The following is a 16,707-nucleotide window of genomic DNA, read 5'->3' on the forward strand; positions in this document are numbered from 1 at the left end:
GCGGATGTGGTCATCGCGGTCAATATCGCCTCGCCGCTCGACGACCCCGACGGCCTGGACTCGCCGGCGGCGGTGACGCAACAGATGGTCACCATCCTGATGAACCAGAACGTGGGTGCGCAGAAGGGGCAGCTCGGGCGGGGCGACGTGCTGATCGAGCCCCAGCTGGGCGACCTTTCCTTCAGCGACTTCTCGCGCGCCAACGATGGCATCCAGGGCGGCTGGAACGCTGTGCTGGCGGCCGAGCCCCGGCTGGCGTCGCTGGCGATGCCAGCCGACGCCTGGCAGGCCCACCTGGCGGCCCGCAGGGGCGCCGGGACGATGGCGGGTCCGGTGCGTATCGATGCCATCCAGATCCAGTCGCAAGGCCGCATCCCGCCAAGTTTCATTCGCAAATACCTGGGCGTGAACGAAGGTGACCACTACGACGGGGTCACGCTTAACCGCGAGATGGCGCAGCTCTCCACATCGGGCGATTTCGAAAGCGTGACGCAGGAGCTCGTCACCGAGGATGGCCGCAATGTGCTGAAGGTCGACGCGCAGCAGAAATCCTGGGGTCCGCAGTTCCTGTTGTTCGGCTTTGGCGTGTCCACCACCTTCAATGGCCAGGGCGTGTTCAACCTGCAACTGGGGCATCGCTATCCGTGGCTCACGCAAGGCGGGCTGGAGTGGCGCAATGACATCGTGCTGGGCAGCAAGCAGGCCAGGTGGCACACCGAGTTGCGCCAGCCGGTATTCGACCGGCTCGGCTTCTATCTCGCGCCCTACGCGGAATACGGGCGCAAGCACATCGATCTCTATGGCGACAGCGCGCCCAACCGCAATACCCAGCCGATCACCGCCTACCAGATCGAGACCGCCGTCGCGGGCCTGGACCTGGGCGTGCCGCTGGGCCGGCTGGGCGAGTTCCGGGCGGGCGTGAACTACCAACAGGTCTACTACTCGCCCGTCTATAACCTGCCCATCGGCAACAGCCGGCTGTTCCCTTACGCCCGCGTGCGCCAGCCCACCGTGCGTGCCCAGCTCACCATCGACCAGCTCGACGATCCGCTCTTCCCGCGCACCGGCTACTACCTGCTGGCGACCAACGAGCTGGCTTTCGGCGGCGCCGACAACCGTTTCAACGATGCCCATGCGAAGGCACTGTGGGCCACCAGCTATGGCCGCCACACCCTGAACCTGGCAGCCGAGGCCGCGGTTACCTATGGCGACCATCGCAGCGACAGCAGTTTCAGCGGCGGCCTGGGCTTTACGCTGGGCGGTTTCCAGCATCTTTCCGCCTACGCGCAAGACCAGTTTTCCGGCAACTACCTGCTGTACGGCCGCGTGACCTACCTGAACGACTTGCGGGAGTTCATCCTGCCGGGCCTGCGCACCACCGTGGTGGGCGCCAGCCTGGAGGCGGGCGATGTCTGGCTGCGGCGCCGGAATTTCGGCAACGGGCCGTTCAAGACCAGTGCCAGCCTGTTTATCGGCGGCAATAGCGTGATCGGACCGCTGTACTTCGGCTTTGCCGCGGCGCCGCAGGGCGTGTGGAACCTCTACCTGCAGCTGGGCCGCGTGTTCTAGCCCGCGCTAGCCCGCGGGCGCGGGCAGCGCTTCGGCGGCGGCTACGGTGCTATCGCTTGGCCGGAAAGTCACCGCCGAAATGCGGCCATTGCGCATGCGCAGGGTTTGCGTGCCCTGGCTGTGGCGCGCCTCGCCGTCCATGACCGAGGCGGCCTCCAAGTCGATTTCCGCGGTACTGCCCTCGATGCGCGGCGGCGCGGTGACGGCGATGCGCACCGACTTGCCGGCCAGCGCCTGCAACCTGGCGAACATGCCGATCACTGCGTCGCGGTCGTCGTAGCTGCCTGCCAGCGGATGCTCGCCGTGGTGACGCCAGCGCACGCCGGGCTCCAGCAGCGGGAAGATGGCCTCGAAGTGGCCGCTGGTAAGGGCCTGCAGGTATTCGTTGACCACGGCGGCGACGGCCTCCTCGCTCATCGGCACTTCGACCCTGGCGCGCGAGGGGCGGCGCGCCTGCGCCGGATCGAACCCGAGGAACTCCAGCACGCTGCTGACCACCTGCTCGCGGTCGTTGTCCACGCAGATCATGTGATAGCTGTTTTCCACCACCACCTTGCGCACGTCGGGGACCGCCGAATCCAGGAAGTCGGCGGAGCGCAGGCTGGTCAGCTCGTCCTCGCGGGCATTCACCACCAGCGTGGGGCAGGCGATGCGGTGGGCGCCGCGCAGCACCCAGCCGCGCAGCCGGTCGACCTGGCGGATGCAGGCCAGCGGCACCCAGCGGTAGTGGAAGTTGTCGCCGCGCTCGAACTTGGCCTTGACGATGGCGCGCACCAGGTCGTTCTTGATGCCGAACGGTTCGTCTTCCTCCACCCGCATGCGCGCGGGCAGCGTGGGGATGTGGTAGACCACGTGCCGCAGCGCGCGGTACCAGGGGGTAGACCAGCCGTCGATATACACCGGCGCGGCCAGAGCCACCAGCCGGCCCTTGCGGTGCTGGCGGCGCTCGGCCAGTGCCAGGGCCAGAAGGCCGCCCAGGCACATGCCCATGACATGGAATGTCTCGTATTGCGCGGCCAGTTCGTCGTAGGCCTGCGTGACCGTGTCGAGCCATTGCTCGGCGCGCACCGGCACCAGGTCCTCGGGCCGGCCGGCGTGGCCGGGCAGCGTCACCGCGTGGGTTTCCACCCCGGCGCGCCGCAGGGCCTTGTGCATCGGGCCGAGGTCGAACTGCGTGCCGCCCAGGCCGTGGATGAGCAGGGCACCGGTGCCGCCGCTCTTGGGAGCCGTCATGCTGCGTCGCGCTCCTCGAAGATGGCCGCGCCCTGCAGGCGCCATGCGCCGGCGATGACGGCCACGGACTCGTCGCCGTCCAGCAGGGGGCCGCTCATATCGAGCACCATGGTGCAGTCGCCGGCCGGCAGCATCAGGCGAAACTGCAGGTCGGTGCGGTTCTCGCCGTCGCTCTCGCGCAGCCAGCGGCTGCGTACCTGGGCGCGGTCGTCGGGGTGCACGTGGGCCAGCACGTCGTCGAGGCTGGCGAAGGTGTCTTCGCGTACCCCCAGCGTGCGTTCCACGTCGCCGCTCCAGCGCAGCGTGCCGCTGTGCGGGTCCAGGCAATAGACCAGCTGGCTGCTGGCTGCCAGGGCCAGCTTGACATCGTTCTGGCGCCGTGCGGATTGCGCGTGCAATTGCTCCCGGCTGGTGCGCAGCGTGCTGATCAGGAGCGTGAGCAACGCCGCCACGGCCAGGTAGAGCTGGGCTTCGAGCAGGGAGCGGCCGTGGTGAGCCGCGCTTTCCGCGAACGGGCCATCGCCCTGGCCGGTATTGACCAGCACGAAGAGCGCCAGGATCGCCACCGCCACCGAACCGCCCCGGCCTCCCCACAGCAGCGTCACCACCGCGGCAAAGAACAACGGGATATAGGTCAGCGCAAAGAGCACGCCTCTCGGTACCGGCGCCAGGATCTCCCTGTCGAAGATGAAGAAGGTGGTCAGCACCAGCGCGGCAAAGGCGCCCAGGCCGAACAGGAAATCGCCGCCGCTCATGCCACCCGAGCGCATGGCGCGAAAACGCGACCAGCCCGCCAGTACCGGCGTGACGATCAGCACGCCCACCAGGTCGGCGGCGCCCCACACGCGCGCGGTGCGCCAGAACGGCACGTCCTGCATGATCGTGAACCAGCCCGCGCCGATCGCGGCGCTGACGGCGCTGCTGACCACCCCGGCGATCAGCAGCCCGCGCACGAAGGCCAGCCCTTCCAGCGAGAAGTGCGTACGCCTGACCAGCGCCACCGCCAGCGCGGCACTGCCGATTTCGTCGAGCGAGAACAGGATCAGCCGCAAGGTGTCGCGTCCCTCCACCCAGCCCAGCAGCATCTGCGCGGCAAAGAAGGCCAGCCCGACCGCCAGCCAGCGCGGCATCGGCGTCAGCATGAATGCGGCCACGGTCACGCCGGCCGGCAGCCAGATATAGCCGGTGGCGGAGAACGGGCCATTGAGCTTGTGCGAGATGTAGCCGGAGCAGAAGTACAGCGCCGCCCACAAAAACAGGACGACGGCCCGGTTGGTCGCTCGGTTGGTTGGATTCACGTTGGCTTTCCTTGGCTGAGTCCCTGGCTCTGTTGCGGCGCCAGGCCATCGGCTGGCATGGCGGCCGCACGTTGGCCGACCTGCCGGTGCGGCCGGGCAGGGGCATCATATGCGCGGACAAGGGTCTCTGGCATGGCCTGGTGTAATAAAATCGTCACAATATCGGGTGTCCGGTCACGAGCCAGGGCGGCACCGGCGGCGGTCGGTGCTGCAAGGCAAGGCCGCAATATATACGAGGNGCGGGGCTGCAAGGCAAGGCCGCAATATATACGAGGAGAAATGACGAAATGACAAAGTACACCCTAAATATGGGATTCCTGCCCGGCCTGCTGGCCTGCGCCGCATTGCCACTGGCTCTGGGCGCGGCTCCCGCCGCCGCCGCCTGGCCGGAAAAGCCGATCCGCCTGGTGGTGGGCTTTCCGCCGGGCGGCCCGGTCGACACCCACGCGCGCATCCTGGCCGAAAAGCTCCAGCCTATCCTGGGCCAGTCGGTGGTGCTGGACTATAAAGCCGGCGCGGCCGGCAATATCGGCTCGGACGCTGTCGCCAAGGCGGCACCGGACGGCTACACGCTATTGCTGGCAAATACCGGCCAGATGGCCATCAACGGCTCGCTTTATCCCAAGCTGCCGTACGCCATGCCCCGGGATTTCGCACCCGTGGCCCGCACCGCGCTGATTCCGCTGGTGATGGTGGTCAACAACAATGTGCCGGCGCGCAACCTCAAGGAGTTCATCGCCTACGCGCGCGCCAATCCGGGCAAGCTCAATTTTGCCTCAGGTGGCAACGGCGGCATCTCGCATTTGATGCCGGAGATGTTCAAGCAGGCCTCCGGCACGTTCATCGTCCACATTCCTTACAAGGGCAGCGCCCCCGCCCTGACCGACGTGATGGGCGGCCAGGCGCAGATGATGGCCGATTCGATCCCGCTTTTCACGCAGTACATCAAGGCCGGCAAGGTGCGGGCGCTGGCGGTGACCTCGAAGCACCGTTCTCCCGCGTTGCCCGATGTGCCGACCATGGAAGAGGCCGGGCTGAAGAACTTCGAGGTGGTGGGTTTCTACGGCATGCTGGCGCCGTCCGGCACGCCCAAGGACGTGGTGGCCAGGCTGTCGGGCGCGCTGCAGACGGTACTGGGCGAGGCCGACACCCGCGCCAAGCTGGAGCAGCAAGGCGCCGAGGCAGCCTGGCAGGGCCCGGACGCATTCGGGCAGACCATTGCCGCGGAGCAGAAGCGCTGGGGACAGGTGATCAAGGCTTCGGGTGCGAAGATCGACTAAGCGCGGGTGGCCGCTCCAAGACCCTACGCCGCTCGGGGTGAATGCGGTTGCGCGAATTCCGGTTTAGCATCCAGAGCTCTTTCAAGGAGCGGAAATGCATTTGTCCAACTGGCTCGTCTTTTGCGGCGTCTCGCTGTTCATGGCGTTTACGCCTGGCCCGGCGGTGCTGCTGGCGGTGTCCAATTCCGTGTCGGTGGGACCATCGCGAGCCATGCTCGGCTCCTTTGGCAATGCCGCCGGGGTGTTCATGGTGTCGGCGGTTGCCATGGCCGGCCTCGGCGTGGTGCTGACCAGTTCCGCCGCGGCATTTATCGCCTTGAAAGTGCTCGGCGCGGCTTACCTCATCTATCTCGGCGTGAAGCAGTGGCGCAGCGGCGCGAATGCGTTCGCGGTGGTCGACCGGCCCGGCCAGGCCGCGGGCTTGCGTGCATCGATGCGGCTCTTCGGCCACGGCGTGCTCGTGGCCGTGACCAATCCGAAGAGCATCCTGTTCTTCTCGGCACTGTTCCCGCAGTTCCTGACGCGCAACGCACCGGTGCTGGAGCAGTTCCTGGTACTGACCGCGACCTTCTCCGTCTGCACCTTGCTGTCGCATACCTTTTATGTGCTGGTGGCGCGCGGCATGAAGCGCGGTTTTTCCGATGTCCGCCGCGTGCGGCTGTTCAACCGTATTTCCGGTGGCGCTTTTGTCGCCCTTGGCCTGGGCATGCTCCGGCTGCGCAGCAAGGCTGCCTGAGAGACGCCCGCTACCACTGCGCAGGCGAGGCGCCCAGGCGGCCCGCCGGACGCTCCCAGTGCATCGGTGCGCCCTGCACCATGACCGGCGGCTTGATGCGTAGCGCCGGTCCCCATGCGGTTTCCTCCACGGTGTTCGCCAGATCGGCAGGCGTTTCGGCTGCCAGCGCCGCTGCTTCGGCCTGCGTGGCGCTACCCGACACCAGCAGATGCGCGGTGCGCGCCAGCGATGCCCGCACTTCGCAGCCGGCGCCTGTGGCGATGCGCTGCGCCAGACCGCGCACTGCCGCTGCCGCCATCAGGTAGCCAGTCGCGTGATCGATCGCCTGCACGGGCAGCGGCCCGGGGCGGTCCAGCCCCGCGGCGCGCATGCCCGCATCGGCAATGCCGGTGCTCATCTGCACCAGGCTGTCGAAGCCGCGCCGGCCTGTCCACGGACCGCTCCATCCATACGCATCGAGCGACACGTCTACCAGTCCGGGATGGATCTCCCTGCGCCGCCGCGCGTCCAGGCCAAGACGCGCCAGAGCCTCGCGCCGGTAGCCGTGCACGAGTACGTCGGCCTGGCTTAGCAGCCGCTCAAGCACATGCCGGTCCGCCGCGTTTTTCAGGTCGAGCCGGGCACAACGCTTGCCGGGCAAGACTTCCGGAACCGTGCCGGGCTCTTCCCAGCCGGGCGGATCGATGCGGAGAACATCGGCGCCAAATCCGGCCAGGAAGCGGGTGGCGACGGGGCCGGCCAGGATCCGGGTCAGGTCCAGCACGCGAATGCCGCGCAAGGGGCGGTCCGGCGCAATGGCCCAGTCCGGCCGGCCCGCGGCGGCGCAGGTCGTCCAGTGCAAGAGCGGGTCGCTGTTGACGGCCCTTCCCTGCGGATGCGTGGCCCATTCCGCCAGCGTATGCATCGCTGCCGAACACCCGCCGTTGCCGACGATGGCGGTTTCCAGGGCGCTGGCTTCCCATTGCGCGACGGCCCGAGCGACCGCCGCCTTGTCGGCCGGCACGCCGAGCACCGCTAGGGCGGCGTCGCGGTGATGGGGGGCGTTGGTGTGCAGCCGGATCCAGCCGTCGGCCGCCCTGTAGTCGCCGGCCACGGCATCCCATTGCGGCGGCAGTTCCCAGCCTTGCGGCCGCAGCGAAGTGCCGAACCACAGCGATGCCAGCCGCTGGTCCGCCTCGACCCGCGGCATCCTTCCGTGCGCCAGGTGGATCAATCCGGCAACAGCGAGCCCGGCGGCGCCGACGGCCGCTGTGGCCAGGGCGGTGACCGGAAAGACCGACGGCAGGTTGCCCGTACCGGTCATGGCGACGTGCTCGGGCCAGGTGGCGTCACCGTGCATGCCCTGCCAGATCTCGCGCAGGAAGTTGGTGCCTGCTTTCGCTGTGTTCCGGGCCGATGGCGGGGAGTATTCGGGGTTTGGCATGGCGGCTCTCGCTTGTCGTTCGGTGGTGGGTCAGCGGCTAAGTGCCTTGCAGGATAGGCTTCTTGTTTTAATAGTCAATATTGATTATCTTAATCAACTAGTTGCTCCTTTCCACTTGGACCGCCATGTCCCGCTACCTGAGTTCCGCCGAAGCCGCCGCTGCGCTCGGCGTGTCCCGCCAGACGCTCTACGCCTATGTCAGCCGCGGCCTGCTGCACGCGCACGACGGGGAAACCCATCGCGAAAGCCGCTATCTCGCGGAGGACGTGGAGCGCCTGGCGGGCCAGCGCACGCGCGGCCGCAAGCCCCGCGAAGTGGCCAAGGCCACGTTGAACTGGGGTTTGCCGGTGCTGGAATCGCGGATCACGCTGATCGAGGACGGGCAGCTTTACTACCGAGGCAACGATGCCGTGGCGCTCGCCGCATCCGACACGGTGGAAGCAGTGGCGGCGCGGCTTTGGCAATGTCCTGTGGAGGCCGCCTTTGGCGCCGCGCCGCCACCGCCGCCGGCGCACCTCGCCGGGATGCAGGCGGCCTTCGCCGGCCAACGCTGCGAGGAGGCGCTGCTGCCCCTGTTCACCATCGCCAGCGAGGACGACCCCACCGCGCAGTGGCAGGCATCGCCGGAGCGGCTGGCCGCGGGCTGCGGCGTCCTGGTGCGGCTGCTGGCCGCCTGCCTGCTGGGCACGGCGCCCGCCAGCACCCCCGTGCACCGGCAGTGCGCCAGTGCCTGGCAGGTGGACGACGAGGGTGCGGCGCTGATCCGCATGGCGCTGGTGCTATGCGCCGACCATGAGCTGAACGCGTCGAGCTTCACGGCCCGCTGCGTGGCGTCCACCGGCGCCAGCCTGCGCGCTTCGGTCGTGGCTGGCCTGGCCGCGCTGACCGGCGGCCGGCACGGCGGTGCAACGGCGCGCGTGGAAGCACTCTGGGATGAGCTGGGCGACCTCCGGCCCGCCGCGAAGCTGCGCGAGCGGCTCGCCCGCGGCGAGGGCCTGCCGGGTTTTGGCCATCACCTCTATCCTGCTGGCGATATCCGGGCCATTGGCCTGCTGTCGCGGATACTCCCGCATCATCCCGAATGGCAGGCACTGATCGACGTCGCTTTTTCCCTGGTGGGGCAGCGGCCATCGATCGATTTCGCGCTGGTGGCGCTGCGCAGGCATCTGGGCCTTCCGCCCGGCGCGGCTTTCGGCCTGTTTGCGCTCGGGCGGTCGGTCGGCTGGATCGCGCACGGACTGGAGCAGCGCTCCGATGACGAGCTGATCCGGCCGCGTGCGGCCTATGTCGGCCCGCGTCCGGCTCCGGCGTGAACGCAGCCTCCTGTCAGGCGGCAAGCTCCGCCGCGCGCTGTTGCAAGCGCCGCACCGCCTCGCGCGCCTGCGCGCCAAGCTCCGCGATGTCGAGGCCCGGAATCGCGTCGTGCTCCGCCGCCAGGCGCCCGCCCACCAGCAGCGAGACGAACTTGCCGGGCTTGATCGCCAGCCTGACGCGTTCCTGCGCCACGGTGCCGTTGGGGTAGGTCTTCTCGACCTGGTTGGCGAGCAGCAGGGGCGCGCCGGCATCGCGGGCGATGCCGGACACGATGCCACCGGGGCCCGGGCCTGGGGTCGGCATGGCACTGCGAAAGAGGGCGCTCATGACGGTCTCCGTATTGAGCCTGTGCGGGGCTACCCGGTTCAGCCGCGTACCACGGGAATGCGGAACGCTTCCTTCTCACCGTGCTGCGTGAACAACGCCATCAGCATCTTGCGCATCAACAGGCCGGGCTTGTCGGACTCCATGTGGAATTCAACGCGGCGGCGCGTGTCGACGCAGGCGTCGTAGTCGGTGGCTTCCAGGATCTCGCGGTCCTCGCCGACGATGGGCGCATCCCAGTCGATCAGTTCCTGGGTCGAGCAGTCTTCCTCGCTGTCGTTGCGGTAGAGCCATTGCGACAGCATCACGCTCTTGTCGTCGATCGGCGTGGCGCAGTTGTAGATGATGTGGTGGCGCCCGCTGGCCGGATAGACGCAACCAAAGCGACGCGTGAAGGGCAGGTCCCAGCGGTTGAACATATGCCGGTGCGTGATCGGCTCGGTGGTGCCGGTAACGCGGTGGCCGGCCTCGATGTTGCGGATCGGCACCAGCGTCTCGGCCTCGAAGCCCCATTCGCGTGCCTGCAAGTTGTACTTCTCGGGCTTGGGCTGTTCGGACAGGCCAAAGTTGGCGCGGTGCACGAAGCTGAAGTGCGAGTTGTCGAAGGCGTTCTCCATCACGCGCAGCGGGCTGGTGTTCCATTTCTCGTAGAACTGGAAGATGCGGCGGTAAGCGGGATCGCCATCCTCGGGGAAATCGGGGATGGGCTGGAGCGGATCTTCCAGCGCTACCCACACGTAGCCATACTTTTCCTGCGCGTGATAGGCCTGCACCTTCGCGCCCGACGGGATGGCGTTATCCGGCGCCTGCGGAATCCGCACGCAGGCGCCGGCGCAGTTGTATTCCCAGCCGTGGTAGCCGCAGACGATGTCGCCGCGGTCGTTGACCCAGCCCTTGGAGAGACGGGCGGTGCGGTGGCAGCAACGGTCCTGCAGGGCAGCGGGCTTGCCGTCGGCACCTTTCCACACCACCAGGTTTTCGCCCAGCAGGGTGAAGGGCCTGGGGCCGTCGTCGAGCATGGTGATGGGCATCAGGGCGTACCAGAAGCGGCGCAGGACGGGTTGTTGAGTGACCAGCATTGCAGAATCCTTGTATGGGGGGTGATCTTTGATCTCGGACAGCGGTGCCGCGCAGTGCGTCACGGCATCAGGGCATGATCTTCAGGCGCGTCCTGGCGCCGGCCTTGCTGGCCAAGAACACTTCGGACGAGGCGTAGGCCTGCTGTGCCGATTGCGGGACGGCACCGGCGAGCGTGCGCGGTCCATGGCCATGCGCGGGCGCAACGCGAGCGGAGGAATTGCCGCGCAATGCGCCCGCGAAATGGACGCTATGGAACAAGGGCTTGAGGATGAGGGACATCGTGGGCGCTCTCTTTTCTCTCGTCCCGGCCTTGTGGCCGGATCCAAACGCCCGGATGTCTCGCCTGGCGAGGCAACTGGGCGTGCGACCAGATGGTCGCGAGAGCAATGTCCCACGCCGGTACGCGTCCGCCCGCTTGGGGAACGCGTCGGCGTTAACCGCTTCTACTCGACAGGTTGTTCAGCAAGAGCTGTGCCAACGTTCACAGCAGGAGAATGCACATGCTGGCTGGTGCCGCCGGATAGCCATGGTGCATGTTGGGTTGTACGCGGTGCGATTGATGCACCAGATCGGAGTGCGCCGCGCGCGGCCGCTGCTCAGCTGCCGGTGCTGTTCCTGACCAGCGCGCCGCAGCGGCCGACCATGGTGAGGCAGCAGGCGTTGCCTGACCAGTCGCCGCCGATGACCATGCCGTTGGGGCCGGCGATCAGGCGGCGCTGGCACTGGCCTGGCGTCTGCAATGGTTCGGGCGACGTGGGCGCGCGCGCATCGCGCGGGCCGCTGCCCGGCGCGCGAGCCGGCGGCACTTCCTCAGTCCACAGGTAAGCGGTGCCGCCCGGCACGGCCTGCACCGCCTGCGGGGGACCCCACTGGGCCTTGGCCTGCTCGATCGGCGCCGACTTCCAGGAAGCCAGCACGCGCTGCATGGCGGATTCTTCGGCGCTCGCGCAGCCGCCCAGGGCAATGGCGGCCAATGGTGTCAGCAGGAAACGAGGAGAGGCGGCGAGACGGCGGACAGCGGACATGGCGGCTCCAGAGGGGGCAACCCCCTCTGCGCAGACTATCCCAGCGCCCCGCCCCGCCGCAAGCAGCCCGGCGCCGCTTATGCGGGTTTGCCCACAGAAGGCGCCAGCACGATCTTGTCCGCGTCCGCGGACGGCTCATGCGGGTTGTCGCCGCCTCCGGCCTGGCCGAGATCCATGCCCCTGGTTTCCGGCAGCAGCAAGGCGGCGCCCATCACCATCATGTAGCCCACGCCGGCGACGATGGCGATGGCCAGCGGCAGCGAGGTACGGCCGGTGCTCAGCCATCCCACTGTCAGCGGGAAGAGCGAACCGATCACGCGCCCTATGTTGTATGACACCCCATAGCCCGTGGCGCGGATGTCGTTGGGATAAGACTCCGAGATGGTGGCGCCGATGCCGGCGAACACGCCCTGCATCAGCACGCCCAGCGGGAAACCCAGGAACAGCATCGACGTGTTCGAAACCGGGATCACCATGTAGACCAGCGCCATGACGAAGGCGCCCGCGGCAAAGGCGATGTAGGTCAGGCGGCGGCCCCAGCGGTCGGTGGCATAGGCGCCCGCCACATAACCCACCAGGGAGCCAAAGATGGTCATCGCCAGGTAGGAACTTGTGCCAAACACGGAAAGCCCGCGCTCGGTCTTGAGGAACGTTGGCAGCCAGGTGGCAATCGCATAGTAGGCGCCGAGCATGCCGCCCGACAACAGGCTGCACAACAGCGTCTTGCCCAGCAGCGGCCGGCGGCCCAGGCGCGCCAGTTGCTGCCATGCGGAAGGGGCATCGGCCGCACCGCCCGCGGCGCGTTCGGCCTGGCTCTTGATAAAGACCTCCGGCTCTTCCAGGTTGCGGCGCAGGTAGATCACCACCAGCGCCGGCAGGATGCCCAGGAAGAAACAGACGCGCCAGGCGGTTTCAGCCGGGAACAGGCTGAAGGTGATGGCGTAGGCAATCGCCGCCGCGCCCCAGCCGAAGGAATAGCTGCTGGCGGTGAAGCCGGAATACTTGCCGCGGTGCGCGGGGTTGCGGATCATCTCCGTCACCAGCACCATGCACAGAGAGGATTCGCCACCAAAGCCCAGGCCTTGCAGCATCCGGAAGACCAGCAACTGCTCGGGCGTGCTGGCCAGTCCGCACAGGAAGCAGGCCACGGCGAACACCACGATGGTCCAGCGCAGCACGCGCACCCGGCCGTAGCGGTCGGCCAGGATGCCCGCACCGATGGCGCCCACCAGCGAAGACACCAGGGTCCACGTGACGATGGCGCCGGCGGTCGACTTGCTCATGCCCCACTGGGTCAGCAGGGTCGAAATCAGGAAGGAGTAGATCATGAAGTCGAACACGTCGACCGCATGACCGAGGAACGCGCCGTAAAAGCCCTTGCGCTCCATTGTCGATAAATCCTTGAACCAGGCGAACATGATCTCTCCTTCGAATCGTTTCGAATTGGGGGGCGGTGCGTTGGTTTTGTTATCGCGCCGGGGCGCGTGGCACCTTGAGGGACTGGACCGGCGGTGGCCGGAAGGCAAAACCCGCTGCTTCGAGCAACTGGGCAAAACGCAGCGAGGTCAGGTCGGCGAAGCGTCCGGCGACGATCTGCACCCCCACCGGCAGGCCGCCGCGGCCCGGGCCGACCGGTGCCACCGTCGAGGGCAGGCCGCACAGGCCGGAGTGCCCGGCCCAGAACAACTGGCTGGTGAGCGGTTGCGCCCGGCCGTTGACCTGAAGCGTGCGCTGCCACGGCTCGCCCGTCTCGTCCAGGGCAAAGGCCGTAGTGGCGGCGGCCGGACAAAGCAGCACGTCCACCTCGCCAAAGAAACGTTGCCAGGACTGCGCGAAGGTGGCCCGAGCCTGCTGCAGCTGAAGCCATTGCCGATGCCGGATGCCGGCGCCCGTGAATTGCAGCGTCGCATAGCTATGGTCTTCGGGCGCGGCGCCGGCGGCATGGGCCAGCGCGGTGTCGAAGCTGGTGTCATCCATATGGATCGACGTCGTCGCCCGCAGCATCAGTACATAGGTGTGCCACAGGGCTGCGGCATCGAAGTCCGGGCGGGCATTCCACCGTACCTGCGCGCCCTGGCTCTCCAGCCAGCGTCCCAGCCTTTCGATCTCGTCGCTGACTTCCGTGTCGGCCTCGCAAAGCGGATGGCTGGATAGCACGGCGACGCGGAAGTCGGCCAGCGTGTGCTTGTCACAGGGCGGCAACGCCAGGCGATAGGCCAGTGCGTCGCTGCCGTCCGGCCCCGCGAGTGCGTGCAGCAGAAGTTCGAGATCCCGCGCGCTGCGCGCGACCGGGCCCGCCACGTTGATCTCCTGCTCGCCATAGCCGTGGCCGATGCCGTGGCCGCGTAGCGGCACCAGCCCGTGGCTGCTCTTGTGGGAGAACACGCCGCAGTAATGCGCCGGGTTGCGCAGCGAGGAGCCGATGTCGGAGCCCACGTCGAAGAAGCTCATGCCAGCGCAGACCGCCGCGGCGCTGCCGCCGGACGAGCCACCAGGGGTGCGGCCCGGATCATGCGGGTTGCGGGTGGTGCCGTAGACGGCGTTGTAGCTTTGCCAGTCGCGCAGCCCGATCGGCACATTGGTCTTGCCCAGCAGTACGGCGCCGGCCGCGCGCAAACGCTCGACGACAGCCGAGTCGCTGGCCGCGATGTTGCCGCGCTGGGCCGGGCTGCCGCATGTGGTGGGCCAGCCTGCTACGTCGAAGGACTCCTTGATGGAGAAGGGGATGCCGTCCAGATCGCCAAGCGGCGCCCCACGGCGGCGGCGCTCGTCGCTGGCCTTGGCCGCGGCGCGGGCGTTGGGGAAATCCGCCAGGATGATGGCGTTGATCTCGTGGTGCGAGGCGGTGTAGGCGGCTTCGCACCAGTTCACCAGGTCTTGCGCGCTGGCATGGCCTTTGGCCAGTAGCTCGGCGGCTTCCCACAAGGGCAGGAAACACCCTTCTGGCTGCTGGACATCGGTCGTTGGAATATCTTGCCGCGTCACGCTGGCGCTCCGTCTTGTGGGGTCCCTTGCCAACGAGGCACGGGATTGGGGGCTGTCGGAATTTCGCGAATTCGGTATACTATATTCATCTATTTGCCGAGGGCAAGGCAAATATTCAGGCGGTCACAGATCGCCGCTTTCTGGTGCAATGCAACAGAAAATGGCACAAATTCAGGGTTGTAAAGCGAGTTTGTACGGAGGGTACGCACCTGGATGGGGCGTATTTTTTACGATATTGGTATACCGTTTTGGCCTGGGCGGTTTGAGGATGGCCGGCCCGGAGCACTACCGCTGTTCGAGCAACGCCTTCAATGCGGCAAGATCGCGCCGGACCCACTCCGCGTCCGCTTGCAGTTGGGCATCGCTGACGCCCGGACTGCGCAGCAAGGTGAACAGCAGGGTGGTCCCCCCGCCATTGGCAATCACGCGCATCGGGATATAGATTTCCTCGCCCTGCGCCGGCTGCACATAGTGGTCGGCGACGCCATAGGGGTTGGGGGGCGTGAACCGGACCTGCATCGGGCCTTGGGGCGTGAGCGTTGACCAGCTGCCATCCGCCTGCTGCGACAGTTCCCCTAGCCCGCTGGCCCAGCGGGGATAGTTTTCGGGGACCGCGAGGAAGGCGGAGACGGTGGCGGCAGGCAGATCGATATCGATGCCGAGGCTGAGATAGTCGCTTTGCTTGGCCATGGTCTCGCTCCGCCTTGGGATACTGCTAGTGCTCGAAGAAGGACAGGGTTTGCTGGTCCGGGCTGGATGGCCGGTGCCGGCGTGTGCCGGTTGGGGATGCGGGGGCTGTTCGCTGCGTTTCGCGCCGCGGCATCGAGGGCGCCTGAAGCTCGAATTGCCGGACGTTTTCCAGCGGCACGGCGCTGGCCAGCAAAGCCGCCAGCCTCGGCGCCAGGATCTGGTAAGTGTCCAGGTCGAAGCGTGCGGGCGCGCACAACAGGCCGGCTGCTTCATCCAGCGTGGACACGGTGCCCAGGTAGCACCAGTCCTCGAGCACATGCCACCACGCCTTGGCGCCATCCTGCTCGCGCCACGCCACGGCACCCGCGAAAGGCCAGGGCCGCAGCGACAGGTCCGCCAGGGCCGCCACGGCACGTTCGCGGTGCGACGCCAGCGATTCGTCGCCCGTGCACGCCCCCAGGCAACGGTGCAACTGGCGGGCGAAGCAGGGCAGGCCCCGCCGCACTGTCTTTTCCAGGGCGAGCGCGGCTTGGCAGAGCTGATGGGTTTGCGCCAGTTCGGCCAGGCGCGCCTCGGCGCTCGCCCGGCTGGGAAAGGCGCCATATAAGTTAGGGTGGCGGCTGAAATCCGTGTCGCGATCCGAGCGCAGCATAGGCGCGCTCAGCCCGGGCGCCAGTTCCCAGGAAAACAACCCCGCAGTCTGCCGCAGCATCTGATTGTGCAGCGGTTGCAGCGTCTTGATCAGGTGCGCTTCCAGCAGCAGTGCTCCCGCTTCGCCACCGGTCTCCCGCCACTCGACCCGGCGTACGGCGCGCGCCAGCCGCATTTCCAGGGCGGCGCGATGATCGCCGGAAAAGTGCGCACCGATGCGCTGGCGCAGGTGGATGCTCTTCCCTATATAGAGAGGCATATCCTGGTCGCCGTAGAAGAGATACACACCGGCGGTATCGGGCACGTCATCCAGGGCGGTTTCCTCCAGGCCGGCGGGCAGGCTTGCGCGCTTGACCAGGGACCGCACCGCCGATTCGACCAGATCGACCGTATAGAGCTCGTGGATCTTCTGCCAGAACTGCCACAGCAGTTCGGCATCGGCCAGGGCCCGGTGCCGGCCCTTGGGCTGCAATTCGAACCGGGCGATCAAGGCATCCAGGCCGTGCCGCGCCACCGAGGGAAACAGCGAGCGAGAGAGGCGCACAGTGCACAATACGTCGGCGCGGAACGTCACGCCAACGCGGCGGAATTCATTCTTGAGAAAGCCATAGTCGAAGCGTGCGTTATGGGCGACGAAGAGCTTGCCCTGCAGCCGCTCCGCCAGGCTCTCCGCCAGCGACTCGAAGCTTGGCTTGCCGCGCACCATGGCGTCGGTGATACCCGTCAGTTGCTGGATGAAGGGTGGGATGCCGATCCCGGGATCGACCAGGGTATCCCATTCGGCAATACCGTCCGGCCCCACTTCCACCACGCCGATCTCGGTGATGCGGTCCCGGGTGCCGTCGGCGCCGGTTGTTTCCAGGTCGACAAAGACGATGGGGCGGGAGAGTGCGCCGGCCAGCGCTTGCGCATCCAGGTGCCGGGGCGTGTTGGCCGGCTGGCGCGAGGACTGGTAGATGGAGAGGTCAGGCATCCGTTGATTCTAATAGATAGCAGCCACGCGGAAGCTGCCCTGCGCCAGGGCTCGGCGGCCGACTTCATCACCGCGTCACAAACCGCTCTGAAGAAATTTCAGAAAACGCTTGCCATGGCCGAGGGG

General features: G+C 67.3%; 15 protein-coding genes. 4 read left to right on the plus strand and 11 right to left on the minus strand.

Going from position 1 to position 16,707, the window contains the following annotated elements:
• Window positions 1-1,569 (plus strand): BamA/TamA family outer membrane protein (locus CF70_RS03520; protein ID WP_035860472.1); only part of this gene is annotated, 1,569 nt, incomplete at its 5' end.
• Between the two features lie 6 nt (window positions 1,570-1,575).
• On the opposite strand, the gene CF70_RS03525 is transcribed toward CF70_RS03520, so the two are convergent.
• A complete protein-coding gene (locus CF70_RS03525; RefSeq protein ID WP_035860438.1) occupies window positions 1,576-2,802 on the minus strand; it encodes an alpha/beta fold hydrolase in 1,227 nt (408 codons plus the stop codon).
• Window positions 2,799-4,100, minus strand: coding sequence for an MASE1 domain-containing protein (locus CF70_RS03530; RefSeq protein WP_051648017.1), 1,302 nt, complete (start codon window positions 4,098-4,100; stop codon window positions 2,799-2,801). The genes CF70_RS03525 and CF70_RS03530 overlap by 4 nt, the downstream gene beginning before the upstream one ends.
• Before the next feature lie 287 nt (window positions 4,101-4,387).
• Between CF70_RS03530 and CF70_RS03535 the strand changes: the two genes are divergently transcribed.
• The gene (locus CF70_RS03535; protein WP_051648018.1) at window positions 4,388-5,380 is read left to right on the plus strand and encodes a Bug family tripartite tricarboxylate transporter substrate binding protein; all 993 of its coding nucleotides are present in this window, start codon (window positions 4,388-4,390) and stop codon (window positions 5,378-5,380) included.
• Window positions 5,381-5,474: 94 nt separating this feature from the next.
• Complete coding sequence (locus tag CF70_RS03540; protein WP_035860444.1) at window positions 5,475-6,116, plus strand: LysE family translocator; 642 nt, start codon at window positions 5,475-5,477, stop codon at window positions 6,114-6,116.
• Window positions 6,117-6,126: 10 nt separating this feature from the next.
• Here CF70_RS03540 and CF70_RS03545 read toward each other — a convergent pair whose 3' ends face one another.
• On the minus strand, window positions 6,127-7,539 hold the full coding sequence (locus tag CF70_RS03545; protein WP_035860446.1) for a CoA transferase: 1,413 nt from the start codon (window positions 7,537-7,539) through the stop codon (window positions 6,127-6,129).
• Window positions 7,540-7,664: 125 nt separating this feature from the next.
• Between CF70_RS03545 and CF70_RS03550 the strand changes: the two genes are divergently transcribed.
• The gene (locus tag CF70_RS03550) at window positions 7,665-8,852 is read left to right on the plus strand and encodes a citrate synthase family protein (protein WP_035860448.1); all 1,188 of its coding nucleotides are present in this window, start codon (window positions 7,665-7,667) and stop codon (window positions 8,850-8,852) included.
• Between the two features lie 13 nt (window positions 8,853-8,865).
• Here the strand turns inward: CF70_RS03550 and CF70_RS03555 are convergent, their stop codons facing one another.
• The 8 genes from CF70_RS03555 to CF70_RS03590 form a co-directional block, all read right to left on the minus strand.
• Entirely contained in the window at window positions 8,866-9,180 is a 315-nt protein-coding gene (locus CF70_RS03555) for a hypothetical protein (RefSeq protein WP_035860450.1), read from the minus strand.
• 38 nt (window positions 9,181-9,218) lie between these two features.
• A complete protein-coding gene (locus tag CF70_RS03560) occupies window positions 9,219-10,256 on the minus strand; it encodes an aromatic ring-hydroxylating oxygenase subunit alpha (RefSeq protein WP_035860452.1) in 1,038 nt (345 codons plus the stop codon).
• 67 nt (window positions 10,257-10,323) lie between these two features.
• Complete coding sequence (locus CF70_RS03565; RefSeq protein WP_035860453.1) at window positions 10,324-10,536, minus strand: hypothetical protein; 213 nt, start codon at window positions 10,534-10,536, stop codon at window positions 10,324-10,326.
• 317 nt (window positions 10,537-10,853) lie between these two features.
• The gene (locus CF70_RS03570) at window positions 10,854-11,282 is read right to left on the minus strand and encodes a hypothetical protein (protein WP_035860455.1); all 429 of its coding nucleotides are present in this window, start codon (window positions 11,280-11,282) and stop codon (window positions 10,854-10,856) included.
• A 77-nt stretch (window positions 11,283-11,359) separates the two neighbouring features.
• Entirely contained in the window at window positions 11,360-12,700 is a 1,341-nt protein-coding gene (locus tag CF70_RS03575) for an MFS transporter (protein ID WP_035860456.1), read from the minus strand.
• Between the two features lie 49 nt (window positions 12,701-12,749).
• Window positions 12,750-14,267: an amidase gene (locus CF70_RS03580; protein ID WP_035860457.1), complete on the minus strand. Its 1,518-nt coding sequence runs from the start codon at window positions 14,265-14,267 to the stop codon at window positions 12,750-12,752.
• A gap of 285 nt (window positions 14,268-14,552) precedes the next feature.
• Window positions 14,553-14,957: a hypothetical protein gene (locus CF70_RS03585; RefSeq protein WP_035860459.1), complete on the minus strand. Its 405-nt coding sequence runs from the start codon at window positions 14,955-14,957 to the stop codon at window positions 14,553-14,555.
• Between the two features lie 25 nt (window positions 14,958-14,982).
• Window positions 14,983-16,581, minus strand: a complete 1,599-nt coding sequence (locus CF70_RS03590) for a 3'-5' exonuclease family protein (RefSeq protein WP_035860460.1) — start codon at window positions 16,579-16,581, stop codon at window positions 14,983-14,985.
• Between the last annotated feature and the right edge of the window lie 126 nt (window positions 16,582-16,707).

The sequence above is a fragment of the Cupriavidus sp. SK-3 genome (genome assembly GCF_000611145.1).
In the GTDB taxonomy this organism is placed as follows: domain Bacteria; phylum Pseudomonadota; class Gammaproteobacteria; order Burkholderiales; family Burkholderiaceae; genus Cupriavidus.

Bases quoted from the DNA above. Each gene is read 5' to 3' on its own strand.
- CF70_RS03590 (WP_035860460.1), bottom strand. From the start codon at position 16,581: ATGCCTGACCTCTCCATCTACCAGTCCTCGCGCCAGCCGGCCAACACG.
- CF70_RS03550 (WP_035860448.1), top strand. From the start codon at position 7,665: ATGTCCCGCTACCTGAGTTCCGCCGAAGCCGCCGCTGCGCTCGGCGTG.
- CF70_RS03585 (WP_035860459.1), bottom strand. From the start codon at position 14,957: ATGGCCAAGCAAAGCGACTATCTCAGCCTCGGCATCGATATCGATCTG.
- CF70_RS03560 (WP_035860452.1), bottom strand. From the start codon at position 10,256: ATGCTGGTCACTCAACAACCCGTCCTGCGCCGCTTCTGGTACGCCCTG.
- CF70_RS03545 (WP_035860446.1), bottom strand. From the start codon at position 7,539: ATGCCAAACCCCGAATACTCCCCGCCATCGGCCCGGAACACAGCGAAA.
- CF70_RS03535 (WP_051648018.1), top strand. From the start codon at position 4,388: ATGACAAAGTACACCCTAAATATGGGATTCCTGCCCGGCCTGCTGGCC.
- CF70_RS03575 (WP_035860456.1), bottom strand. From the start codon at position 12,700: ATGTTCGCCTGGTTCAAGGATTTATCGACAATGGAGCGCAAGGGCTTT.
- CF70_RS03555 (WP_035860450.1), bottom strand. From the start codon at position 9,180: ATGAGCGCCCTCTTTCGCAGTGCCATGCCGACCCCAGGCCCGGGCCCC.
- CF70_RS03565 (WP_035860453.1), bottom strand. From the start codon at position 10,536: ATGTCCCTCATCCTCAAGCCCTTGTTCCATAGCGTCCATTTCGCGGGC.
- CF70_RS03570 (WP_035860455.1), bottom strand. From the start codon at position 11,282: ATGTCCGCTGTCCGCCGTCTCGCCGCCTCTCCTCGTTTCCTGCTGACA.
- CF70_RS03525 (WP_035860438.1), bottom strand. From the start codon at position 2,802: ATGACGGCTCCCAAGAGCGGCGGCACCGGTGCCCTGCTCATCCACGGC.
- CF70_RS03540 (WP_035860444.1), top strand. From the start codon at position 5,475: ATGCATTTGTCCAACTGGCTCGTCTTTTGCGGCGTCTCGCTGTTCATG.